Raw genomic sequence first — 21,779 nt, forward strand, 5'->3', positions numbered from 1 at the left:
AGACAGGACGCCCCGACCCGGCGCGCCCAGCCCGCCCGGCCCGGCAACCCAGCCGCCACGACCCGGCACTCACCCCGCCCAGGCCGGCGCTCAGCCGGCGCGGGCCGCCCGGACCAGGGCGGTCACCGGGCGCGGGTCGTCGTCGTTCTCCGGATGCCACTGCACCCCCAGCAGGAACCGCCGGGCCGGGTCCTCCACCGCCTCCACCACCCCGTCGTCCGCCCAGCCGGTGACGGTGAGCCGCCCCGGATCGGCCACCCCCTGATGGTGGTACGAGTTGACCCGGTCCACCCCGGCCAGCACCGCCGCCGTCCGGCTCCCCGCGGCGAACCGCACCGGGTGTGCGCCGTACACCCCGGGGGCCGGGCGGTGCCGGTCGTGGCCGACCACGTCCGGCAGGTGCTGGTGCAGCGTCCCGCCGTGCGCAACGGCCAGCAACTGCATCCCCCGGCACACCCCGAGCACCGGCAGGTCGACGGCGAGCGCGGCGGCCAGCAGGGTCGACTCCCCGGCGTCCCGGTCCGGTCGGGGCTCGGTACGCGGGTCGACCGGCCGGCCGTAGCGCTCCGGGCCGACGTCCGCGCCGCCGGCCAGCAGCAGCCCGTCGAGCACGTCGACCACGTCGGCGTCCAGGTCGTCCGGGGGTAGCACCACGGCCCGGCCACCGGCGGCGGTCACCGAACGGACGTACGCCTGCGGCACCAGCGACGCCGGGACGTCCCGCCACACCGCCCAGCTCGCCGGCTCGACGTACCCGGTGATCCCGATCAGCGGCCGGGCCCGCCGGCCGGTCTCCCGGCGCGCGGCGGACCGGCTCACAGCGGGGTGACGTACGCGCCGGTGATGCCGCCGTCGACCACGAACTGGGCGGCGGTCATGAACGACGAGTCGTCGCTGGCCAGGAAGGCCACCGCGGCGGCGATCTCCTCCGGGGTGCCGAACCGGCCCATCGGCACGTGCACCAGCCGGCGGGCGGCCCGCTCCGGGTCGGCGGCGAACAGCTCCAGCAGCAGCGGAGTGGCGACCGGGCCGGGGCAGAGCGCGTTGACCCGGATGCCCTCCCGGGCGAACTGCACACCCAGCTCCCGGGTCATCGCCAGCACCCCGCCCTTGCTCGCGGTGTACGCGATCTGCGAGGTGGCCGCCCCCATCAGCGCCACGAAGGAAGCGGTGTTGATGATCGAGCCCTTGCCCTGCCGGCGCATGTGCGGGATCGCGTACTTGCAGCACAGGTAGACGCTCGTGGTGTTGACCCGCAGCACCCGCTCCCAGGCGTCCAGCCCGGTGTCGAGGATCGAGTCGTCGTCGGGCGGGGAGATCCCGGCGTTGTTGAACGCCACGTCGACCCGGCCGTGTCGCTGCGCCACCCCGTCGAAGAGGTCCCGGACGGCCGACTCGTCGGCGACGTCGGTGGCGACGAACTCCCCGCCGACCTCCTCGGCGGCCCGCCCGCCGGCCTCCGCGTCGATGTCCACGCAGACCACCTGGGCCCCCTCGGCGGCGAACCGCCGCACGGTGGCCAACCCGATCCCGCTGCCCGCCCCGGTCACCACCGCGATCCGGTCCTGTAGCCGACCCTGCACGAGTCACTCCTCCGTACTGATGAAGACGTTCTTGACGTCGGTGAAGGCGTGCAGCGCGTCCGGGCCCAGCTCACGGCCGAGCCCGGAGCGCTTCATCCCACCGAACGGGGTCCAGTAGCGCACCGAGGAGTGCGAGTTGACGCTCAGGTTGCCCGACTCCACCGCGCGGGCCAGCCGCAGCGCCCGGCCGACGTCGCGGGTCCAGATCGAGCCGGACAGGCCGTACTCGGTGTCGTTGGCGAGCCGGACCGCATCGGCCTCGTCGTCGAAGGGGAGCACCGAGACGACCGGCCCGAAGACCTCCTCCCGCCAGTGCCGGTCGGCCGGGGAGTCGGCGAGCAGCACCGTCGGGGCGTGCCAGAAGCCGGGGCCGTCGGGGCGGGAGCCGGTGAACGCGACCTTCGCCCCGTCGACGTACCCGGCGACCCGGTCGCGGTGGGCGGCGGAGATCAGCGGACCCATCTCGGCGGTCTCGGCGGCCGGGTCCTCCACCCGCAGCCCCTTCACCGCCGGTTCGAGCAGCTCCAGGAACCGGTCGTAGACCGGCCGCTGGACCAGGATCCGGGAGCGGGCGCAGCAGTCCTGGCCGGCGTTGTCGAAGACGGCGTACGGCGCGGTTGCCGCCGCCTTCGCCAGGTCGGCGTCGGCGAAGACGATGTTGGCGCTCTTGCCGCCCAGCTCCAGGGTGACCCGCTTCACCTGCGCGGCGCAGCCGGCCATGATCCGGGTGCCGACCTCGGTGGAGCCGGTGAAGCAGACCTTGCGGACGGCCGGGTGGGTGACGAACCGTTCGCCGACCACGTCGCCCCGACCGGGCAGCACGGTGAACACCCCCTCCGGCAGGCCGGCGGCCGATCCCAGCTCGGCCAGGCGCAGCGCGGTCAACGGGGTCAGCTCGGCGGGCTTGAGCACCACCGTGTTGCCGGCGGCCAGCGCCGGGGCGAAGCCCCAGCCGGCGATCGGCATCGGGAAGTTCCACGGCACGATCACCCCGACCACGCCGAGCGGTTCGTGGAAGGTGACGTCCCAGCCGCCGGGCACCGGGATCTGCTGCCCGGTCAGCCGCTCCGGCGCCCCCGCGTAGTAGTCGAGCACGTCGCGGACGTTGCCGGCCTCCCACCGCGCGTTGCCGATGGTGTGCCCCGAGTTGCGCACCTCCAGCCGCGCCAACTCCTCCAGATGCGCGTCCACCTCCGCAGCGAACCGCCGCAGGATCCGCCCCCGCTCCCCCGGCGCAACCCGCCGCCACGTCTCAAACGCGCCACCCGCCCGCCCGATCGCCGCATCCACCTCCCCCACCCCGCTAGCCGCCACCTCCGCCACCACCGCCCCGCTGGCCGGATCGACCACCCTCGTCACGCCCCACCCCTTTCCCCGTCGATCATGGAGTTGTGGTGCCCCTCATAACGCGCGAACAGCCACATCCCGCCCACCACCACTCCATGATCGGCGCGGGGTGGGGTGGGGTCAGAGGCGTTCGAAGCCACGGGTCAGTTCCCAGTCGGTTACGGCGGCGTGGAAGGCCGCCAGTTCGATCTTCGCCATGTTGGCGTAGTGGGCGTGGACTTCGGGGGTGAAGGCTGTCTGGGCGATCTCGCTGGTGTGCCAGAGGGTGAGGGCGTCCTGGAGGGTGGTGGGGACGCGGTCGGCGTGGGGGTCGTCGTAGGCGTTGCCGGTGCACTCGTCGGGCAGGTCGAGTTCCTGCTCGATGCCGTGCACCGCGCCGGCGACCAGGGCGGCGATCGCCAGGTACGGGTTGACGTCCGCGCCGGGCACCCGGTTCTCCACCCGCATGCCCTGCCCGTGGCCGACCAGCCGCAACGCGCAGGTGCGGTTGTCGGTGCCCCAGCGCAGCGCGGTCGGCGCGAACGAGCCGGGCTGGTAGCGCTTGTAGGAGTTGATGTTCGGGGCGAACAGCAGGCTCATCTCCCGCATCGTGGCGAGCAGCCCGGCCAGCACCCGCTGCCCGGTCACGCTCAGCTGCGCCGGCCCGTCACCGAGCATCGCCGAGCGGCCGTCGACGTCCCGCAGCGAGAAGTGGATGTGGCAGGAGTTGCCCTCCCGGGCGTTCGGCTTGGCCATGAAGGTGATCGCCATGCCCTCCTGGGCAGCGATCTCCTTGGCCCCGTTCTTGTAGATCACGTGATGGTCGGCGCAGGTCACCGCCTCGTCGTACCGGAAGGCGATCTCGTGCTGGCCGAGGTTGCACTCGCCCTTGGCGCTCTCCGGGGTCAGCCCCGCGCCGGCCATCTCGGTGCGGATGCGGCGCAGCAGCGGCTCGACCCGGGCGGTGCCGAGCAGCGAGTAGTCCACGTTGTACTGGTTGGCCGGGGTGAGGTCGCGGTAGCCGCGCCGCCAGGCGTCCTCGTACGAGTCGCGGTAGAGGACGAACTCCAGTTCGGTGCCGGCGTACGCGGTGAGCCCGTGGTCGGCCAGCCGGTCGAGCTGCCGGCGCAGGATCTGCCGGGGCGAGGCGACCACCGGGCCGGAGCCGTCCAGCCACTCGAGGTCGGCCAGGAGCATGACGCTGCCCGGCTGCCACGGGGTCCGGCGCAGGGTGGACAGGTCGGGCCGCATGGCGAAGTCGCCGTAGCCGCGTTCCCAGCTCGACATCGCGTACCCGTCGACGGTGTTCATGTCGACGTCGACGGCGAGCAGGTAGTTGCAGCCCTCGCTGCCGTTGGCCACCACCTGGTCGAGGAAGAACGGGGCGTGGAACCGTTTGCCCTGGAGGCGGCCCTGCATGTCGGTCAGGGCGAGCACCACCGTGTCGATCTCGCCCTCGGCGACGGCGACCCGGAGCTGTTCCAGGGTGAGCGGGGCTTTTTTCATCGGGCACGCGCCTCCATCACCAATGGTCTACCGGCCTAGCGGATCATCGTCAATGCCCCGTTCGGGCGTCCCGGCAAACCCGCCACCGCCCACCTGCCACCGCCGACCCGCCACTGCCACCGCCGACCCGGCATGGCCCGACCCGGCTGACCCGGCACGTCGAGTGTGTGGAGGTGGCCCGACAGCGTAACCCGGCGTGGTCGGCGTCCACGACAGCCCGGACCCGGCGACCACGGTCCCCGGCTTCGCCCCGGCACCCCCGGACCGCCACCGTGGCATCCAGCGGGATTCGCAATAGGCGCAATATCGGCGAGCAATTCTTCCCGAGAACGGGACAGATATTATCCGACACCCAAATCATCCGTTCGGACAGAAAGCGCGACGCGGATCAGTAATCGCGCAGTCGCCTTGCGCGGAAGTCAGGCCCCTTGCCAGAATCTGACCAATAGGGTTCGCCGCCGGAAGTTCCACCGATTGATCCGCACCCCCACTCTTCGCATGACCACCTGCGCATACGCATGCAATGCGCCTGTGCCCCAGCGGAGAGCAGCCGATCGGCGATATTGGTCGGACCCGACTGGATCCAGGAATGCCCGAACTGCCCAATCTCGACACACAGAAGGGCACACAATGACGAAAGTAAGTCTGCGCGGGAAATCCCGTGCATTCGCCGCGATGCTGGCGATTGCCGTCTCCGCCGCGGTGCTCACCGTGGCCAGTCCGACTCAGGCAGCACCCCGCACCGCGAACGCCACCGAATCGAAGCCCTCGGCCGGCGGCGCGACGGCGGATCGCCTGTCCCCCCTGTCTCCGGGGACCGCACCCCGATCGTCGAACGCCTACGGCACGCTCGCCTCGACCTCGGTGACGGGAACCGTCGGGTCCATCAGCGTCACCTGCACCCTGACTCCGAGCACCCCGTTCGTCTACTACGGCGGCCCGTACGGCGGCGGCGAGGAGGGCCTGGCGTCAGTGCAGTGCACCTATCCCGTCTACGCGATCCAGGTCGAGGTCGCCCTGTTCCGCTACGGCACCCAGATCACCTACAACACCCGTACGGCTTACAGCACCACCCTCGCGACCGTCGACACCGAGTACCCCCGGACCTCGGGCGAATACAAGACGGGCGCGGACGCCTACATCACCTGGAGCTACGGCGGCTCCACCAGCTTCATCCCGCTGACCTTCAGCAACAGCGTCTACCTCTGACAGTGCCCTGACCCACACCGGCGGAACCACCGCCCGGCTACTGGGCAGCCCTGGCCGAGTGCCCTCCTCCCGGAGGTCCCCACCAGGGGTTGCCCGGTAGCCTGCGCGACCCCGGACGTCCGGGGTCAGGCCGGTCCGTCGGCCCGCGCGTCGTCCGCCGCCTCGCGCGGCACCTGCTCCGGTACGTCCACGGTACGGCGCGGGCCGGTGAACCACTTCCGGGCCGAGGCGTACCACCAGATACCCACCCCGAGCAGCACCCCGCCGACGGCGAGCGGCGCGTAGTTCACCGCCGACCAGCTGAACCCGGCATTGCCGGGCACCCCGGCCGGCACGATCGGCAGCACGAAGTAGACCGCGATGATCGCGATCTCGACCACCGCGATCCAGCCGAACACCTTGTACTTGCGCCCGAGCGTCCACGGCCCCGGCTGGAACCGGTCCCCCATCCGCAGCCGCAGCGCGATCGGGATGACGAAGGACAGGTAGAGCCCGATCACCGCCACCGACACCACCGCGTAGAAGGCGACCGGGACACCGTCGTTCTGGTAGAGCGCCGGCAGGGTGAGCACCAGGCCGGCGAACGTCGCCCCGATGATCGCGTTGACCGGGGTGCCGTTGCGGTCGACCTTCGACCATGCCCGCCAGCCCGGCACCGCGCGGTCCCGACTGAACGCGTACGCCATCCGGCTCATCGAGGTCACGCAGCTCATTCCGCAGAAGAACTGCCCGATGGTGGAGATGATGATGACCGTCTTGAAGAAGAACGGGGTCAACGCGGTCTCGAAGATCGCCCCGGAGAATCCCCCGGCGGCATTGATGGCGTCCACGTCGGTGGCGGCGAACAGGAACGCCAGCAGCAGGATCCAGCCGCCCACCGCCGAGTAGAAGATCGACCGCCACAGCCCCTGGGCGGCGGCCTGCGACGCGCCCCGGGTCTCCTCGGAGACGTGCGCGCAGGCGTCGAAGCCGGTGATCGTGTACTGGGTGAGCAGGAAGCCCAGCGGCAGCACGTAGAACCAGAAGGTCAACCCGCCGGTGTCGCCGTCGCCGAACCCGGAGTTGTTGAACCGTTCGGTGAAGACGAACTGGAAGCTCTGGTGCTCGTCGGGCACCAGCAGCAGGATGGCCACCACGACGGCGGCGCCGGCCACGTGCCACCAGACCGAGACGTTCTGGAGTACGTCGATGATCCGGTGCCCGAAGATGTTGATCAACCCGTGCAGGGCCAGGATGATCACGAAGAGCACGAACGCCTGGCTCAGCGTCCCCGCCCACCCGTCGAAGAGCGCCGACAGGGTGAGGTTGAGGAAGGTGGCGCAGCCGTAGTCCACCGACGCGGTGACCGCGACCAGGCCGATCAGGTTGAGCCAGCCGGTGAACCAGCCGTGCACCGGCCGGCCCATCTTCGCCGCCCACCAGTAGATCCCCCCGGCGGTCGGGTACGCCGAGACCAGCTCGGCCAGGCAGAAGCCGATGATCAGGATGAACAGCGAGATCAGCGGCCAGCCCCAGGAGATGGCGACCGGGCCGCCGTTGTTCCACGCCTGGCCGAAGGTGGTGAAACAGCCGGCCAGGATCGAGATGATCGAGAACGAGATGGCGAAGTTGGAGAAGCCGCTCCACTTGCGGTGCAGCTCCTGCTGGTAGCCGAGTTCGGCGAGTCGTCGGGCGTCGTCGTCCGGCGGTTGCCCGGCGGTCGACGGGGGCGTCGTGGCCACAGCACACCTCCCTGAGGGGGTACCCGGTACTCCCGGGTGATCCCGGTGCGAGTGCGCCCGAGTCTCGTCCCGCCGATCACCATGGTCAATACGTTGCGGGTACCGAACTCGTTAAGCAGAAATGGCGTTGCCCGGGAGACCCACCGGGCCGCATGCTGGTGCCTGTGACCAGGCCCGATCGCGACGGGCCGACGCCGGGCGCTCGGCAGGAGCCCGGCCCACGGCGGCGCGGGACGCCCACCTCTCTCTCACGTACGGCGTGCTGCCGTACCCGACGGGCGTCCCGCCCCGCCATCCCCGATCGACACCGGGCCGGCCGGCCTGGCGACCACGCGCACCGCACGACACACCCTCGCCGCAGGTCGAAGGCACCCGACGGACGTCATTTCCGTCGCTGTCGGGTAAGGGTCAACCGTCCAGTCACAAGCTCCCACCGGAGCTGCGGAGATTGCTGCCGTCCGTCGGGTTCCGGTGGTCGTCCAGACGGCGGCGGGCCTCCGCCGACGCCGCCAGGTTTCGGACCTGGTGGTCCCCGTCGATCGCCGTCCGCCGGCTGCGGCGCCACAGTGCCAGGGCCACGAGGGCCAGCAGTACGACGATGAGGATGACGAGCCAGCGCATGTTCGCCTCCGAAGGTGAAATCCCTGCCCTCCAGGTTGCGCGGCCAGGTCAAGGGCCAGGACCAGCAACGGGACGGCGGTCCTCTCCGGCCCCAGCCGGACGGGACGGTACCGGTACCTGCGGAGATGAAGAGGCCCCGTGCTGCTGGTTGCCGCCAGCGACGCGGAGGCCCTCTTCGTCCGGGCGGAGGTAGGTCAGCCTCGGGCCCTGGCCCAGGACAGGAAGCGCTCGGTCATCTTCGTCGGCGGGTGGCCCGGGTGGAGCTGGGCGAGCTGGTTCGTCGCCTCGTGCATCAGGGTGCCGAGGTAGATCAGCAGGGACATCCGGTTCTCCCGGTACTCGGTGAGGAGCGCGAGCTTGGCCGGCTGGCAGGGCCACTCCCTGCCACAGTTCCGGCAGCGCCAGAGCGGGCGCATGGCGACGTGCGGGACGGGCGGGCGGACCACCACCATCACCGCACCGTCAGGGCGGCAGCCCAGAGCAGAGGGACGCCGCCGGCCACCCGGTAGGGCGGTGTCCGCCGGATCCTCGACCACGTGACCGGGCTCATCATGTCGACCTCCTCGCGTGACTGGGAAGGGGGCCGCTCCCTCCGGGGGAGAAGGGGAGCGGCCCCCTGCGAAGCTCGCCCCACACCCCCTTGTGTGGAGCGAGCCGCTACGTACGCGGTCGCCGGGCTCTCGCCTCCACCGACCGCGCCGCTCTTCACCTACCCTGCTGTGGGTTGCGGAACGATCACACAGCGTTGCACTATCTTCTGTAGACGTACAGGACGTTTCAGGAAGGCAGCGGATGAACCACGCGGTAGTCGAAGCGATGGCGACAACGGGTCAGACAGCAGACAGCCTTGCAGCTCAGATCGGCGTCGACCCGAAGACAGCGGCCAAGTGGGCGAACCCTGGACGCATCCCGCAGACGCGCCACCGCGCTCAGGTCGCATCGATCCTCGGGCGCGAGGTGGAACACCTTTGGCCGGACGTACTCAAGCGGCGGGAACCAGCGTGGTTCCGTCGGTGGGTCGACGTCGAGCGAGAAGCCGTCGCGTTGCGGGCGTTCCAACTCGCCTGGGTACCCGGCCTGCTTCAGACCGAGGCGTACGCGCGAGCCACGCTCGCATGGGAAGCCCTGACACCCTCCGAGGTTGACGAGCTGGTATCCGCTCGCATCGCCCGGCAAGCGATCCTGACCCGTGAACGCGCACCCCTGCTTATCGCGGTTGTGGACGAGTCCGCGCTACGCCGCACCGCTGCCAATGACCGCGCCATGATGGCGGAACAGCTCAACCACCTTGCCAAGTGCGCAGCGATGCCATCGATTCAGCTCTACGTGGTGCCCTCCTCCGCCGGGATCTACCCCGGCCTCGGCGGACCCTTCATCATCGCTGAGATGCCGGACGGCGGACGACTCGCACACGTCGATAGCCAGGCCCCGGCGCAGATCCTTCAGCAGACAGAGGACATTGCTACCCTTGACCGACGATGGGAATGTGTTCGCGGTGAGGCCCTGTCACGAGCGCAGTCCCTGGAACTCATCAGAGAAGCGGCAACGTCATGGACATGACCGGCGCGCAGTGGCGCAAGAGCACCAAGAGCGGCAACAACGGCGGTGACTGCGTGGAGGTCGCCGACAACCTGCCCGGCGTCGTCCTCGTCCGCGACACCAAGGACCGTGACGGCGGCACCCTCACCTTCGCGCCGGGCACCTGGCAGTCGTTCGTCGACCTGGCCAAGCAGATCGGCCCGGTTGCCTGACCTCCTCACACCACGACTGGGCCCTCAGCGCGCTGCTGAAGGGCCCCGCCGCCGCCCTGCTCGTCGCCGCTCCGGCCCACACGGCCACCCCACAGACCTCCGCCACCGTCACCGCCACCACCAGTGCAGAGGCCCCTGCCGCCAGCCTGCGCCTCACCGTTGACGCGACGGGCACCTGGCACGTCGAGTCCGCCCCGGCACCAGGCCACGTCAGCGCCTGCTACCCGGTGTCCCCGCCTAGTCGCCGGTGACGGCTCACGCTCGACGGTGCCATGTTGGCCGCTGAACGGGGGTGGCGGGTTGTGGCCGAGCCGGTACGGGCGCGGCGGTTGACGCAGGACGAGGGTCGCAAGCTGCAACAACTCGTCCGCCGAGGAAGACACGAGTCGGTGCGGGTGCGTCGGGCGTTGATCATCATGGCGTCGGCGTCCGGGACGCCGGTGCCGGCGATCGCTCGCCTGGTCGCCGCGCACGAGGACACCGGCTCGTGATCTGCAGGAGTATCTGCGCTGGCGGGACGATGCCATGTTTGACGTTATACATCGCTCGACTTACTATGCCCGTCATGCAAGAAGCCACCTTCCTCATCCTCACCGCGCTCGCAGCGCAGCCGCGGCACGGATACGGGATCATCCAGTCGGTCGAGGCTCTCTCCGAAGGCGAAGTGAAGCTGCGGCCAGGCACGCTCTACGGCGCACTCGACCGTCTCGCCAGCCAGGGACTGATCGCCGTCGAACGCGAAGAGATCGTCGACGGGCGGCTGCGCCGCTACTACCAGCTCAGTCACTCTGGAGTGGACGCCCTCGCCGAGCAGGCCGAAAGGCTGCGCAAGCGGGGCGCCGCGGCAGAGGCGCAACTGCGACGCCGGCCGCAGTTCTCGGGTGGTGCCGCGTGACGGTGCCACATCGTGTGCTCCTGGCCGCGTTCCCGGCCCGCATCCGCCGTCGCCACGGGGCCGAACTGATCACCACCCTGGCCGAGATGACCGACGGCCGCCCGTCCCACACCGATCGCCTGCGGTTGATCGCCGACGGCGTACGTGAGCGGTTCCGGCTGCCGGCCCGACGGCCACTGGATGTACTCACCATGGCGGCAGCCGTACTGGTCGGCGGGGCGATCGGCCTCGCCGCCGGCTCGCTGGCCGGCGAGCAGACGTACCCGTCGATGCCGGCGACAGCCCCGCTGGCCGCACAGATCCTGGGTCCGCAGGCCCAGCCCGACCGGCTCCATCGCGACCGCTTCTACCTAGAGATCACCCAGAACCTCGGCGCAGCCACCACTTCCAGCACGCTTGAACAGCAGGTGCACGCCGTCCACGACCGGCTGGCCGCGACAGGCTGGGACGTCACCGCCGTCGAGCGCTACCGCAGCCTCGACCAATGGAGCTTCTCGGCGCGGTCCCATGGTCTGCGAGTCTCGGTCACCGGGTACGCCGACCCCAACCGTCCCATCGAGGTCCTGGGCTATCCGGTACGCCCGGCCACCTACCTGCCCCTGGTCTTCGGTGGCCTTTTGGTCGGGCTGCTCGCCGGCTGGCTGGTGGGTGCCGCGATGGCACACCGGCTGACGGCTTCCCGCCATCGCGTGCCGGCCGTGGTCGTTGGTGCCGTCGGCGTGGCGATCCTCGCCGCGCCGACCGGGAGGCTCTATCAAGGGCTGCTCCTCTTTCTACGCAAGGACAACGGCTTCCTGCGTAGGGACATCGGCGCAGGCGTCGACGCACCAGTGCACGACGCGCTCGCCTGGATGCCCTGGCCGTTGCGCGATCCGGCCACGTTCCCGGACACCGTCGTCCCCGGCCTGCGAACGCTCCTGATCGGACTGGCGATCACTGCTCTCGCCGCCGCGATAGCCCACCGCCCTCGCGGGGGCGACCTCCCTGTCCATCCTGAGCTACCGCCTGGCGGGTCGGTCGGGCATGGTGGAGATGTCCGCCACCACGCGGTGAACCTCCCGCACGCCTGACCGGTGGCAAGCCTGGCAGGCATGCAGAGCGACATAGTCCGGGCCCAGGAATCGCCCAGCTGGAGCCAACTCAACCCGTCACACCACTCGCTTCTCCGCGGGTCGTGTCCGCCTCCGGTGGCCTGGGCTGCGACAACACCAACCGCCGCAAGTACCGCAACGTCGCCGACGGGTACGCCCGCAACATCTACATCGGCCCCTACACCCAGTCCCGCGCTGCTCAATGTGACCACCCGGGCACCAGCAGGTGGCTAGGGTGGCCCCCATGACGGTCACCGGCCCCCCTGCTGGTCCCGCCGGCCATCCTCGGCCGGACCGCCGGACTCGCCCTGCTGCACTGGGGCGTGACCGATGGACCACACCGCCTGTCGCTCGTGGTGGAAGTCGTCGACGAAGAGCACACCGGCGGACCGACCTGCATCGACGTGCTGCGGACCGCCCGCTTCAGGTGAGCAGGAGGCCGGCCACCCAGATGGCGGCGATGACCAGGCCGGCCAGGAACTCCACCATCATCGACAGGCCGGCCGCCTTCAACGCCTGCACGGTCGCCGGCCAGGCGAGCTGGTTGCTGCCCAGCCGCAGCCGTTCGGCCCCCCACACCCCGCCGACGAAGCCGATCACCAGGCCGATCACCGGGATGACGAAGAACCCGACCAGCCCGAGCAGACCCCCGACGAGCAGCGACGACGTGGGCACGCCGGTGCGCTTGAGGTTGCGCCCCGGCCAGGCGTACTTGATCACCGTACCGCCGGCGGCGACCACGGTGGCCACGCCGAGCACCGCCCAGCGGCCCGGCCCGGCACCGCCGAAGACCGCCCAGACCAGCACCCCGCCCCAGCACAGCGGCAGCGCCGGCAGGCCGGGCACCACCACCCCGGCCAGCCCCGCGACGATCGCGATCGCCGCGACCACCGAGACCGCCGCCCCGCCGTCGGTCAGGCTCACCCCGCCACCTCTCCCCCGCCGGGTCGGACCCCGGTCACACCGTCACCATGCCAGCCCGCTGGCACCCGCACCGACCGACCAGCACACCCGACCGACGTGGCCCGGCCAGGTCACCCCAGCGGCTCGCCGCGCAGCCGGGCGGTGATCTGGTCCGCCGGGGCGGGCGCGCCGAACCAGCGGCCCTGCCCGGTGTCGCAGCGCAGCGCCCGCAACCGTTCGGCCTGCTCCTCGGTCTCCACCGCCTCGGCGGTCACCCACAGCTCCAATGCGTGCGCCAACCGGACCAGGGCGTCCACGATCCGTTCGTCGCGGTGGTCGGGCGGGGAGTCGCCACCGTCACCACGGATGCCCTCCACGAACGGGCCGGCCAGCTTCAGACAGTGGATCGGCAGCCGCCGCAGGTACACCAGGTTGGAGTACCCGGTGCCGAAGTCGTCGATGGCCAGCCGTACGCCGAGCTCGGCCAACCGGTACAACGACCGCAACGGCTCCCCGGCGGTGCCCATCACGGCGCTCTCGGTCAGCTCCAGCTGCAACAGCTCCGCCGGCAGGCCCGTCCGGCTCAGCGCGCTGGCCACGGTGTCCACGATGTCCGGGTCGTCGGCCTGCCGGGCGGCCAGGTTGACGCTGACCACCAGCTTCGCCTCCGGGAACTCGCGGTGCCAGGCGCGGGCGTCGCGGCACGCCTGCCGGAGCACCCATTCGCCCAGCCGGACGATCAACCCGGTCTCCTCGGCCAGCCCGATGAACCGGTCCGGGCCGACCAGGCCCAGCTCCGGGTGACGCCAGCGGACCAGGGCCTCCACCGCGAGCATCGAGCCGTCCAGCAGGGAGACGATCGGTTGGTAGTGGACCACGAACTCGTCCCGGTCCAGGGCCGCCGGCAGACCGGCGGCGAGCGCGGACCGGGCGATGTCGGCGGCGCTGCGCTCCGGGTCGTACACCGCCCACCGGCCCCGGCCCTCCGCCTTCGCCCAGTACAGCGTGGTGTCGGCGGCCTTCATCAGCTCGGAGACGCTGGTCTCGCTGGCCGGGCACTCGACCACCCCGACGCTGGCGGAGACGGCGAGCTGGTGGTCGCCGACGAGCACCGGCGCGGCCACCGCGGCGAGGGCCAGTTCGGCGACGCCGACCGCGTCGTCGATCCCCTCGCCGCCGTTGACCAGGATGACGAACTCGTCACCGCCCATCCGGGCCACCAGGTGCCCCTGACCGTTGACACAGTCGGAGAGCCGTCGGGCGATGGTGACCAGCAGCCGGTCGCCGAGGTCGTGGCCGAGGCTGTCGTTGACCGCCTTGAAGCCGTCCAGGTCGAGGAAGCAGATGCCGATCCGCTGCTCCGGCTCGGCGTCGGCGAAGAGCTGACCGAGGGTCTCGAAGAACAGCGTCCGGTTGGGCAGGCCGGTGAGCGGGTCGTGCAACGCCTGGAAGCGCAGCCGCTGCTGGAGTTCGTACCGCTGGGTGATGTCCTCGATCATCGCGACCGTGAACCGGGGCCGGCCGTCGTCGTGCCGGATCAGCGAGACGGCCAGGTCGGTCCAGACGACGCTGCCGTCCTTGCGGTAGTAGCGCTTCTCCACCCGGACGCTGTCGTGCTTGCCCTCGATCAGCTCCTGGTACAGCTCCCACATGCCGGCCACGTCCTCGGCGTGGAAGAGCGACGCGACGTTGGTCTGCCGCAGCTCCTCGGGGGTGTACCCGAGCATGTCGGCGAAGGACTGGTTGACGTCGATGATCTGACCGTCGATACCCGCGATGCCGATGCCGATCGCCGCGCCGGTGAAGACCGCCCGGAACCGCGCCTCGCTGTCCCGCAGCGCCCGCTCCACCGCGTCCCGGGCCTGCCAGGCGGACCTGGCGATCCGCTCCTGCTGGCTGAAGGTACGGTCCCGCAGGGCGCGGCCGAACCCGGCAGCCAGCCCGCCCTGCAACCCGGCCACCCGGGCGGCCAGGTCGGGCGGCTGGCCGACCGGGGGCAGGACCCGCTGCGGCAACTGCTCGCCGAGCGCCCGTACCGACCAGTCCAGGATTCTCGGTTCGGTCAGATGGGCCTCCACCAGTGCCCGACCGACCTCCTCCGCCGGGGCGGTGGAGAAGTCGTCGGCGAGCAGGGCCTGCGCCAGCCGTACGGTGTGCACGAGCAGCAGCCGTTCGGTCTCGTCCGCGCTCATCGGCACGAACCCGAGCCGGCGGACCGCTCGGGCCCAGTCGGCGGCGTAGCCCTGGGCCCCCGGGCGGCCCGCGTCGGTGCCGCCGGAAGCCGGAACGGCCGACATGTCGGGCTCAGCCGGCGGGACGGTCGTACCGGGCGACGCCGCCGAACGCCCCGAACCGCTCGGGATGCTCGTCCACGTCGGACGGGGAGTCGGGCCGCCACAACGGCATGTGCACCACACCGGGCTCCAGCACCGTCCAGTCGCCGAAGTAGCCGGTGACCTCGGCGCGGGACCGGAGGGTGATCTCGGTGTCGGTACGCGCCGAGAGGCGCTGCGCGTCCAGCATCTCCTGTGGCTGGTCCTCGAAGGTCGAGTGGGAGAGCACCAGGAAGCTGCCGGGCACGGCGGCGGCCCGCAGGGTGGCCAGGATGTCGGCCGGCCGGTCGGCGTCGGGGACGAAGTGCACGACGCCGGCGAGCAGGATGCCGACCGGGCGGTCGAAGTCGATCAGACCGCTGGACCGGGCCTCGTCCAGGATCAGCTTCGGCTCGCGCAGGTCGGCGTGGACGGCGACGGCCCCGTCGTTGCCGGCGAGCAGTTCCCGGCTGTGCGCCACGGCGACCGGGTCGATGTCGACGTACACGATCCGGGCCCGCGGGTTGGCGGCCTGGGCGACCTCGTGGACGTTGCCGACGGTGGGGATGCCCGAGCCGATGTCGAGGAACTGGTCGACACCGGCGTCGAGCAGCACCCGGACCGCGCGACGCAGGAACTCCCGGCCGGATCGCATGGTGGCGGCGAGGTTCGGGGTCATGCTGGCGATCTGCTCGGCGAGCCGCCGGTCGATCTCGAAGTTGTGCGCGCCGCCGAGGAAGTAGTCGTAGACCCGGGCGGCGCTGGGCCGACTCAGGTCGATCTCGGCGGGAAGTCCGTCCGGCGTCTGCATCCTGCCTGGCCCCCAGTTCGTCGCCGCGGTGCGGGAGGGCACCGGTGTCGGCGGGCGTGCGCGGGCACGCGGAGCCGCACCGGCCGACCCGCGGATCGTGTGGTGCTGACCACTCTAGGCCCGCCCGTCCAGGTACGGGGAGATCAGCCGACCCCGATCTGCGGCCGTACCGACGGTCGGGCGACCCCGGCCGACCTGCGGTCCACGCAGGGCCACCACCCGGACACCAGGTGCCACCGCCGACAGGCGCGCGGCGGCCGGGGGCCGGGGCGGGGGTCGGGATAGGCGGTCGGTAGTCGAGGGTCGGGGCTCGCGGTCGAGGGGCGGTTCAGTCGGCCGATTCCAGCATCAGCGAGATGCCCTGCCCCACACCGACGCACATGGTGGCCAGGGCCCGCCGGCCGCCCCGGCGGCGCAACTCCAGGGCCGCAGTCAACGCCAGCCGGGCCCCGCTGGCCCCCAGCGGGTGCCCCAGGGCGATCGCCCCGCCGTTGGGGTTGACGTGCTCGGCGTCCTCCGGCAGGCCCAGCTCGCGGAGCACCGCGACACCCTGCGCGGCGAACGCCTCGTTCAGCTCGATCACGTCGACGTCGGCCAGGCCGACGCCGAGCCGGTCCAGCAGCCGGCGGGTGGCCGGCACCGGCCCGATCCCCATGATCCGGGGTGGTACGCCGGCCGCCGCCGCGCCGCTGATCCGGGCGAGCGGGGTGAGGCCGTACCGGGCGACCGCCGCTGCGGAGGCGACCAGCAGGGCGACCGCGCCGTCGTTGACGCCGGAGGAGTTGCCGGCGGTGACCGTGCCGCCGGCCCGGAACGGGGTGGGCAGCGCGGCCAGCTTCTCCAGCGAGGTCTCCCGGGGATGCTCGTCGGCCTCGACCAGCTTCGTCTCCCGGCGGCCGGCCGGCACGGTCACCGGCACGATCTCCTCGGCGAACCGGCCGTCGGCCTGCGCCTTGGCGGCCCGCTGCTGGGAGCGCAGGGCGAACTCGTCCTGCGCCCTCCGGTCCACGCCGAACTCGGCGGCCACGTTCTCGGCGGTCTCCGGCATCGAGTCGATGCCCCAGCCCGCCTCCATCAGAGGGTTGACCAGCCGCCAGCCGAGGGTGGTGTCGTACACCTCGGCGGCGCGGGAGTACGGGGTGGCGGCCTTCGGCATGACGAAGGGGGCCCGGCTCATGCTCTCCACCCCACCGGCGAGCACCAGGTCGGCCTCCCCGGCCACCACGGCACGGGCGGCGGTGGCCAGCGCGTCCAGGCCGGAGCCGCAGAGCCGGTTGACGGTGCTGCCGGGGACCTCCTGCGGCAGGCCGGCCAGCAGCGCCGCCATCCGGGCCACGTTGCGGTTGTCCTCACCGGCCTGGTTGGCGCAGCCGAGCACCACGTCGTCGACCCGGGCCCAGTCCACCGTCGGGTGCCGGGCGACGAGTTCACGCAGCACATGGGCGGCCAGGTCGTCCGGGCGGACCCCGGCGAGGGCGCCGGCGTACCGGCCGATCGGGGTACGGACTCCGGCCACGAGGTATGCCACGGTCATCGACGCACGTCCTTCGGGGGGTGGAAGGGGCTGGCGGTGCCGGCGTCATCCGGGTCACGGGGGACGCCGGCGTCAGGATATCCGCGCCCGTGCCGGATAGGTTGACGGTATGGTCCGGGCCCAGTTCAGCGCAGAGACCTCCGGCGGCGGGGAGTTCGTCCGCCAGCCCAACCGGTTCACCGGCCGGGTCACCCCGCACTCCACCTCCCCCGAGGGCGGCGGCCCGGACGATCAGGGTCGCTGGCCGCTGGAGGCCGGGCGCTACCGGTTGATCTGGTGCCGGGCCTGCCCGTGGGCACACCGGGCCCGGATCGTGCGCGGTCTGCTCGGCCTGGACGAGGTGATCTCGCTGGGCACGGTCGACCCGATCCGCGACGAGCGGGGCTGGCGGTTCACCCTCGACCCGGACGGTTTCGACCCGGCCTTGGGCATCGGCTTCCTCTCCGAGGCGTACCTGGCCACCGATCCGGACTACACCGGCCGGGTGACCGTGCCGGCGCTGGTGGACACCGTCACCGGTCGGGTGGTCACCAACGACTATCCGCAGCTCACCCTCGACCTGTCGACCGAGTGGCGACGCTTGCACGCCCCGGACGCGCCCGACCTCTACCCGGTGCGGCTGCGGCCGGAACTGGACGCGCTGATGGCCGAGATCCACGCCGACGTCAACAACGGCGTGTACCGGTGCGGCTTCGCCACCTCCCAGCAGGCGTACGACGAGGCTTACACGGCGCTGTTCGACCGGCTGGACGCGTTGTCGCGACGGCTGTCCGGGCAGCGCTACCTGATGGGTGACACGATCACCGAGGCGGACGTGCGGCTGTTCACCACGCTGGTCCGCTTCGACGTGGCGTACCACGGGCACTTCAAGTGCAACCGGCAGAAGCTGACCGAGATGCCGGTGCTGTGGGCGTACGCCCGGGACCTGTTCCAGACCCCGGGCTTCGGCGGGACGGTGGACTTCGACCACATCAAGCGGCACTACTACGCCACCCACCGCGAGATCAACCCGACCGGTCTGGTGCCGCTGGGCCCCGACCTCTCCGGTTGGACCGCGCCGCACGGCCGTGGCTGACCAGGTCGTCGGCCCGCTCCGCGCCGCCGCCGCGTCGGCCGCCGCCGGCTGCGTGCTGGCCGGCGCCGTCGCGGTGACGGTCGCCGTGGTCGCCGGTCCGGGTCCGGGTCCGACCGGGTACGTCAGTGAGGCCGGCATCGTCGACAGCGCGTACGCGCCGACGTACCGGATAGGGGTCTTCGCCCTGGCGGCGGCGCTGCTGTTGCTGGCCGCGGCGCTGCCGGCGGCGCTGCGCGTCGCGGCCTGGCTGCTGGCGGCCGGCGCGGTCTGCACGGTGCTCTCGGGCGCGGTGACGTGCAGCGCCGGCTGCCCGCTGCCGCCGTTCGAGGCGACGACGGTGGCGGACCTGGTGCACGGCGGGGCGAGCATCGCGGCGGTCGGGGTGACCGTGCTCGCGATGCTGGCGATCGGGTTCACCGCGCCCGCGACGCCGGCCCTGCGGTGGGTGGCCCGGATGGGTGCGGCGGTGGCGTTGCCGCTGGCCGTGGTGATCGCCCTGGGTCTGCTGACGGTGGGGCGGGGTGGCCTGGTGGGCGGGCTGGAACGGCTGGTGTTGCTGGCCTGCACCGGCTGGGGCCTGGCCACCGCGACGCTGCTGGCGGCCCGGCGGCCCACCCACCCCACCTGCACCGCCGCCACCACCGGTGGCGGTGGCCGTGGCGGTGGCCGTGGCGGTGGCGGTGGCGGTTCTGCCGGAAGTGACGAACGGGTCGCCCGGTCGTGAACGGCTGATGTAAGGAGCCTCACGCCTACCGCTCCTTCCATCTGCCGATCCGGCGGGAGTAGCGTCGGCAGGCGATGACCAATGTCTGGCACCTCACCGTGCGCCTGTACGTCGATCTCCGACGTCAGGCCAGTGGAGTCTGTCCGGCGCAGCCGCGCTCCTGACGCTGCCCGTTGACGACCCCTACCGACCTTGGACACATCCTGATGGCTTCCACCCTGCGCAAGTTCCCCTTCTCCGCACAGATCCTGCTCGGCCTCGTACTCGGGGTGATGCTGGGCTTCCTCGCCCGCGCCAACGACCTGAGTTGGCTGGCCAGCACCCTCGACACCGTCGGCGGTCTCTTCGTTCAGCTGCTCAAGCTGGCCGTCCCGCCGCTGGTCTTCACCGCGATCGTGGTCAGCGTGGTCAGCCTGCGCGGGGTGGCCAACGCCGCCCGGCTGGCGCTGAAGACGCTGCTCTGGTTCGGCGTCACCGCGTTGATCGCGGTCAGCATCGGCATCGGCATCGGCCTGCTCACCGACCCTGGCCGGGGGGTGACCCTGGATGTCGGCAGCGCCGCTCCGCCCAAGACCACCGGCTCGTGGACGGACTTCCTCACCGGCATCGTGCCGACCAACCCGGTCGGCGCGTTCGTCGAGGGCAACGTGCTCCAGATCGTCTTCCTCGCCCTGGTGGTCGGCGCAGCCGCGCTGCTGGTCGGCGCAGCCGCCGAACCGTTCGTCGAGGTCAACCGCGCGGTGCTGAGCATCGTGCAGAAGGCGCTGTGGTGGGTGATCCGGCTCGCCCCGATCGGCACCCTCGGCCTGATCGGTCACGCGGTCGCCTCGTACGGCTGGGACCTGCTGGCCCCGCTGGCCAAGTTCACCACCGCCGTCTACGTCGGCTGCGCGATCGTCCTGTTCGTGGTCTATCCGCTGCTGCTGGTGACCGCCGGCCGGCTCAACCCGCTGCGCTTCTTCGCCGGCGCCTGGCCGGCGATCGAGCTGGCCTTCGTCTCCCGCTCCTCGGTGGGCACCATGCCGGTGACCCAGCGCTCCGTCGAGCGGCTCGGCGTCCCCCGCGAGTACGCCTCCTTCGCGGTGCCGTTCGGCGCCACCACCAAGATGGACGGCTGCGCCGCGATCTACCCGGCGCTCGCCGCGATCTTCGTGGCGCAGGTCTTCGGGGTGGACCTCGGCGTCGGTGACTACCTGCTGATCGCCTTCGTCTCGGTGGTCGGCTCGGCCGCCACCGCCGGCCTCACCGGCGCGATCGTGATGCTCACCCTGACCCTGAGCACGCTGGGCCTGCCGCTGGCCGGCGCCGGTCTGCTGCTGGCGATCGACCCGATCCTGGACATGATCCGCACCGCCACCAACGTGGCCGGGCAGGCCGTCGTACCGACCATCGTGGCCGCCCGCGAGGGCACCCTGGACCGGGACGCCTACGCCACCGCCGGCCGGCGCGACCTGACCGACGCCGACGAGGCCGACCGACCGGCCCGGAGGGACGAGCTGACGCCGGCACCCGCCTGACCCCTCCGGTCCCCCTTCGACACACCCCCTGCTCGCCGGTACCGGAGGATCACCGCATGAGTGCCTTGTTCACCCCGCTCGCCCTGCGCGGCGTCACCCTGCCCAACCGGATCGCCCTGGCACCGATGTGCCAGTACAGCGCCGGCCCGGACGGCCTGCCCACCGACTGGCACCGGGTGCACCTCGGCTCCCGGGCCGTCGGCGGCGCCGGCCTGGTCGTCACCGAGGCCACCGCGGTCGTCCCCGAGGGGCGGATCAGCCCCCAGGACACCGGCATCTGGTCCGACGCGCACGTCGACGCGTGGCGGCCGGTCACCGCGTTCGTCGCCGGCCAGGGGGCGGTGCCCGCCGTACAGCTCGCGCACGCCGGGTTCAAGGCCAGCACGTACCGGCCCTGGGCCGAGGCTCGCGGCGGGGTGCCGGACGCCGAGGGCGGTTGGACGCCGGTCGGGCCCGGCACCGAGCCGTTCCTGCCCGACTACCGACAGCCGACCGCGCTGAACGAGGCCGGGATCGCCGGGGTGGTGTCGGCCTTCGCCACCGCCGCCGGCCGGGCCGTGGATGCCGGCTTCGCCGCCGTGGAGATCCACGCCGCGCACGGCTACCTGCTGCACGAGTTCCTGTCCCCGCTGACCAACCACCGTACCGACGGCTACGGCGGCGACCGGGCCGCCCGGATGCGGCTCACCCTGGAGGTGGCCCGCGCGGTCCGCGCCGCCGTCGGCGAGCAGGTGCCGGTGCTCACCCGGATCTCCGCCACCGACTGGGTCGACGGCGGTTGGACGGTGGACGACAGCGTGGCCCTCGCCGCCGAACTGGCCGCGACCGGGGTGGACCTGGTGGACGCCTCGTCCGGCGGGGCGGCGACCAGTGCGGCCATTCCGGTCGGGCCGGGTTACCAGGTGCCGTTGGCGGCGCAGATCCGCCGCGAGGCGGGCGTACCGACGGGTGCGGTCGGCCTGATCGTCGAGCCGGAGCAGGCCGAGCAGATCGTCGCCGCCGGCGAGGCCGACCTGGTGCTGCTCGGTCGGGAGCTGCTCCGCGACCCGTACTGGCCGCGCCGCGCCGCCGCCAAGCTCGGCGCGACCCCCGACTGGCCCGCCCCGTACGCCCGCGCCTTCTGACCCACGCCGGGTTACCGCATTGGGGAGAGTTGTTGTCGCTGGAGCGACAACAACTCTCCCCGAACCCGCGCAACCG

21 protein-coding genes and 1 pseudogene are annotated in these 21,779 nt (G+C 71.9%); 11 read left to right on the top strand and 11 right to left on the bottom strand.

Annotated features, from left to right (window positions below; all coding sequences use genetic code 11):
- Positions 1–90: 90 nt before the first annotated feature.
- From ACIG87_RS23840 to ACIG87_RS23855, 4 genes are all read right to left on the bottom strand, one after another.
- The gene (locus ACIG87_RS23840; protein ID WP_396853315.1) at positions 91–819 is read right to left on the bottom strand and encodes a gamma-glutamyl-gamma-aminobutyrate hydrolase family protein; all 729 of its coding nucleotides are present in this window, start codon (positions 817–819) and stop codon (positions 91–93) included.
- Positions 816–1,583 carry a 3-oxoacyl-ACP reductase gene (locus ACIG87_RS23845; RefSeq protein WP_396853317.1) on the bottom strand — a complete coding sequence of 256 codons (768 nt, stop codon included), beginning with the start codon at positions 1,581–1,583 and terminating at the stop codon, positions 816–818. The genes ACIG87_RS23840 and ACIG87_RS23845 overlap by 4 nt, the downstream gene beginning before the upstream one ends.
- Before the next feature lie 3 nt (positions 1,584–1,586).
- Positions 1,587–2,942, bottom strand: coding sequence for an aldehyde dehydrogenase family protein (locus ACIG87_RS23850; protein ID WP_396853319.1), 1,356 nt, complete (start codon positions 2,940–2,942; stop codon positions 1,587–1,589).
- A gap of 108 nt (positions 2,943–3,050) precedes the next feature.
- Positions 3,051–4,415 carry a glutamine synthetase family protein gene (locus ACIG87_RS23855; RefSeq protein ID WP_396853321.1) on the bottom strand — a complete coding sequence of 455 codons (1,365 nt, stop codon included), beginning with the start codon at positions 4,413–4,415 and terminating at the stop codon, positions 3,051–3,053.
- 675 nt (positions 4,416–5,090) lie between these two features.
- On the opposite strand from ACIG87_RS23855, the gene ACIG87_RS23860 reads away from it, so the two are divergent.
- Positions 5,091–5,624 carry a hypothetical protein gene (locus ACIG87_RS23860; RefSeq protein WP_396853322.1) on the top strand — a complete coding sequence of 178 codons (534 nt, stop codon included), beginning with the start codon at positions 5,091–5,093 and terminating at the stop codon, positions 5,622–5,624.
- A 125-nt stretch (positions 5,625–5,749) separates the two neighbouring features.
- Here ACIG87_RS23860 and ACIG87_RS23865 read toward each other — a convergent pair whose 3' ends face one another.
- The 3 genes from ACIG87_RS23865 to ACIG87_RS23875 form a co-directional block, all read right to left on the bottom strand.
- A complete protein-coding gene (locus tag ACIG87_RS23865; RefSeq protein WP_396853323.1) occupies positions 5,750–7,345 on the bottom strand; it encodes an amino acid permease in 1,596 nt (531 codons plus the stop codon).
- Between the two features lie 420 nt (positions 7,346–7,765).
- The gene (locus ACIG87_RS23870) at positions 7,766–7,966 is read right to left on the bottom strand and encodes a hypothetical protein (protein WP_396853325.1); all 201 of its coding nucleotides are present in this window, start codon (positions 7,964–7,966) and stop codon (positions 7,766–7,768) included.
- A 194-nt stretch (positions 7,967–8,160) separates the two neighbouring features.
- Positions 8,161–8,418, bottom strand: a complete 258-nt coding sequence (locus tag ACIG87_RS23875) for a flavin reductase (protein ID WP_396853326.1) — start codon at positions 8,416–8,418, stop codon at positions 8,161–8,163.
- A gap of 340 nt (positions 8,419–8,758) precedes the next feature.
- Between ACIG87_RS23875 and ACIG87_RS23880 the strand changes: the two genes are divergently transcribed.
- The 6 genes and pseudogenes from ACIG87_RS23880 (at position 8,759) to ACIG87_RS23905 (ending at position 11,951) form a co-directional block, all read left to right on the top strand.
- Positions 8,759–9,526: a DUF5753 domain-containing protein gene (locus ACIG87_RS23880; protein WP_396853328.1), complete on the top strand. Its 768-nt coding sequence runs from the start codon at positions 8,759–8,761 to the stop codon at positions 9,524–9,526.
- The gene (locus ACIG87_RS23885; protein ID WP_396853330.1) at positions 9,523–9,717 is read left to right on the top strand and encodes a DUF397 domain-containing protein; all 195 of its coding nucleotides are present in this window, start codon (positions 9,523–9,525) and stop codon (positions 9,715–9,717) included. The genes ACIG87_RS23880 and ACIG87_RS23885 overlap by 4 nt, the downstream gene beginning before the upstream one ends.
- Before the next feature lie 302 nt (positions 9,718–10,019).
- A pseudogene (locus ACIG87_RS23890) lies at positions 10,020–10,199 on the top strand (IS630 family transposase); the annotation flags it as partial.
- A gap of 83 nt (positions 10,200–10,282) precedes the next feature.
- Positions 10,283–10,612 carry a PadR family transcriptional regulator gene (locus tag ACIG87_RS23895; RefSeq protein WP_396853332.1) on the top strand — a complete coding sequence of 110 codons (330 nt, stop codon included), beginning with the start codon at positions 10,283–10,285 and terminating at the stop codon, positions 10,610–10,612.
- A 2-nt stretch (positions 10,613–10,614) separates the two neighbouring features.
- Complete coding sequence (locus tag ACIG87_RS23900) at positions 10,615–11,682, top strand: hypothetical protein (protein ID WP_396853334.1); 1,068 nt, start codon at positions 10,615–10,617, stop codon at positions 11,680–11,682.
- Positions 11,683–11,786: 104 nt separating this feature from the next.
- Positions 11,787–11,951: a hypothetical protein gene (locus tag ACIG87_RS23905; RefSeq protein ID WP_396853335.1), complete on the top strand. Its 165-nt coding sequence runs from the start codon at positions 11,787–11,789 to the stop codon at positions 11,949–11,951.
- 175 nt (positions 11,952–12,126) lie between these two features.
- Here the strand turns inward: ACIG87_RS23905 and ACIG87_RS23910 are convergent, their stop codons facing one another.
- The 4 genes from ACIG87_RS23910 to pcaF all read right to left on the bottom strand — a co-directional run bounded on the left by ACIG87_RS23910 (position 12,127) and on the right by pcaF (position 17,263).
- Positions 12,127–12,627, bottom strand: coding sequence for a DUF456 domain-containing protein (locus ACIG87_RS23910; protein ID WP_396853336.1), 501 nt, complete (start codon positions 12,625–12,627; stop codon positions 12,127–12,129).
- Positions 12,628–12,737: 110 nt separating this feature from the next.
- The gene (locus ACIG87_RS23915) at positions 12,738–14,903 is read right to left on the bottom strand and encodes a putative bifunctional diguanylate cyclase/phosphodiesterase (RefSeq protein WP_396853338.1); all 2,166 of its coding nucleotides are present in this window, start codon (positions 14,901–14,903) and stop codon (positions 12,738–12,740) included.
- A 7-nt stretch (positions 14,904–14,910) separates the two neighbouring features.
- Positions 14,911–15,729 carry an SAM-dependent methyltransferase gene (locus ACIG87_RS23920; RefSeq protein ID WP_396853340.1) on the bottom strand — a complete coding sequence of 273 codons (819 nt, stop codon included), beginning with the start codon at positions 15,727–15,729 and terminating at the stop codon, positions 14,911–14,913.
- A gap of 328 nt (positions 15,730–16,057) precedes the next feature.
- Positions 16,058–17,263, bottom strand: a complete 1,206-nt coding sequence (gene pcaF / locus ACIG87_RS23925; protein WP_396853341.1) for a 3-oxoadipyl-CoA thiolase — start codon at positions 17,261–17,263, stop codon at positions 16,058–16,060.
- Between the two features lie 109 nt (positions 17,264–17,372).
- On the opposite strand from pcaF, the gene ACIG87_RS23930 reads away from it, so the two are divergent.
- The 4 genes from ACIG87_RS23930 (at position 17,373) to ACIG87_RS23945 (ending at position 21,703) form a co-directional block, all read left to right on the top strand.
- Positions 17,373–18,338, top strand: coding sequence for a glutathione S-transferase family protein (locus ACIG87_RS23930; RefSeq protein ID WP_396853343.1), 966 nt, complete (start codon positions 17,373–17,375; stop codon positions 18,336–18,338).
- Positions 18,331–19,062 (top strand): DUF998 domain-containing protein, encoded by a 732-nt coding sequence (locus tag ACIG87_RS23935; protein WP_396853344.1) that lies wholly within the window; start codon positions 18,331–18,333, stop codon positions 19,060–19,062. Before ACIG87_RS23930 ends, ACIG87_RS23935 begins: the two co-directional genes overlap by 8 nt.
- A 218-nt stretch (positions 19,063–19,280) precedes the next feature.
- A complete protein-coding gene (locus tag ACIG87_RS23940; RefSeq protein WP_396853379.1) occupies positions 19,281–20,579 on the top strand; it encodes a dicarboxylate/amino acid:cation symporter in 1,299 nt (432 codons plus the stop codon).
- Between the two features lie 56 nt (positions 20,580–20,635).
- Complete coding sequence (locus ACIG87_RS23945; protein WP_396853345.1) at positions 20,636–21,703, top strand: NADH:flavin oxidoreductase/NADH oxidase; 1,068 nt, start codon at positions 20,636–20,638, stop codon at positions 21,701–21,703.
- The last annotated feature ends 76 nt before the right edge of the window (positions 21,704–21,779 follow it).

The sequence above is a fragment of the Micromonospora sp. NPDC051925 genome (assembly GCF_044548625.1).
Classification (GTDB): domain Bacteria; phylum Actinomycetota; class Actinomycetes; order Mycobacteriales; family Micromonosporaceae; genus Micromonospora.

Bases quoted from the DNA above. Each gene is read 5' to 3' on its own strand.
- ACIG87_RS23855 (WP_396853321.1), bottom strand. From the start codon at position 4,415: ATGAAAAAAGCCCCGCTCACCCTGGAACAGCTCCGGGTCGCCGTCGCC.
- ACIG87_RS23885 (WP_396853330.1), top strand. From the start codon at position 9,523: ATGACCGGCGCGCAGTGGCGCAAGAGCACCAAGAGCGGCAACAACGGC.
- ACIG87_RS23915 (WP_396853338.1), bottom strand. From the start codon at position 14,903: ATGTCGGCCGTTCCGGCTTCCGGCGGCACCGACGCGGGCCGCCCGGGG.
- ACIG87_RS23875 (WP_396853326.1), bottom strand. From the start codon at position 8,418: ATGGTGGTGGTCCGCCCGCCCGTCCCGCACGTCGCCATGCGCCCGCTC.
- ACIG87_RS23880 (WP_396853328.1), top strand. From the start codon at position 8,759: ATGAACCACGCGGTAGTCGAAGCGATGGCGACAACGGGTCAGACAGCA.
- pcaF (WP_396853341.1), bottom strand. From the start codon at position 17,263: ATGACCGTGGCATACCTCGTGGCCGGAGTCCGTACCCCGATCGGCCGG.
- ACIG87_RS23895 (WP_396853332.1), top strand. From the start codon at position 10,283: ATGCAAGAAGCCACCTTCCTCATCCTCACCGCGCTCGCAGCGCAGCCG.
- ACIG87_RS23920 (WP_396853340.1), bottom strand. From the start codon at position 15,729: ATGCAGACGCCGGACGGACTTCCCGCCGAGATCGACCTGAGTCGGCCC.
- ACIG87_RS23930 (WP_396853343.1), top strand. From the start codon at position 17,373: ATGGTCCGGGCCCAGTTCAGCGCAGAGACCTCCGGCGGCGGGGAGTTC.
- ACIG87_RS23870 (WP_396853325.1), bottom strand. From the start codon at position 7,966: ATGCGCTGGCTCGTCATCCTCATCGTCGTACTGCTGGCCCTCGTGGCC.
- ACIG87_RS23945 (WP_396853345.1), top strand. From the start codon at position 20,636: ATGAGTGCCTTGTTCACCCCGCTCGCCCTGCGCGGCGTCACCCTGCCC.
- ACIG87_RS23860 (WP_396853322.1), top strand. From the start codon at position 5,091: ATGCTGGCGATTGCCGTCTCCGCCGCGGTGCTCACCGTGGCCAGTCCG.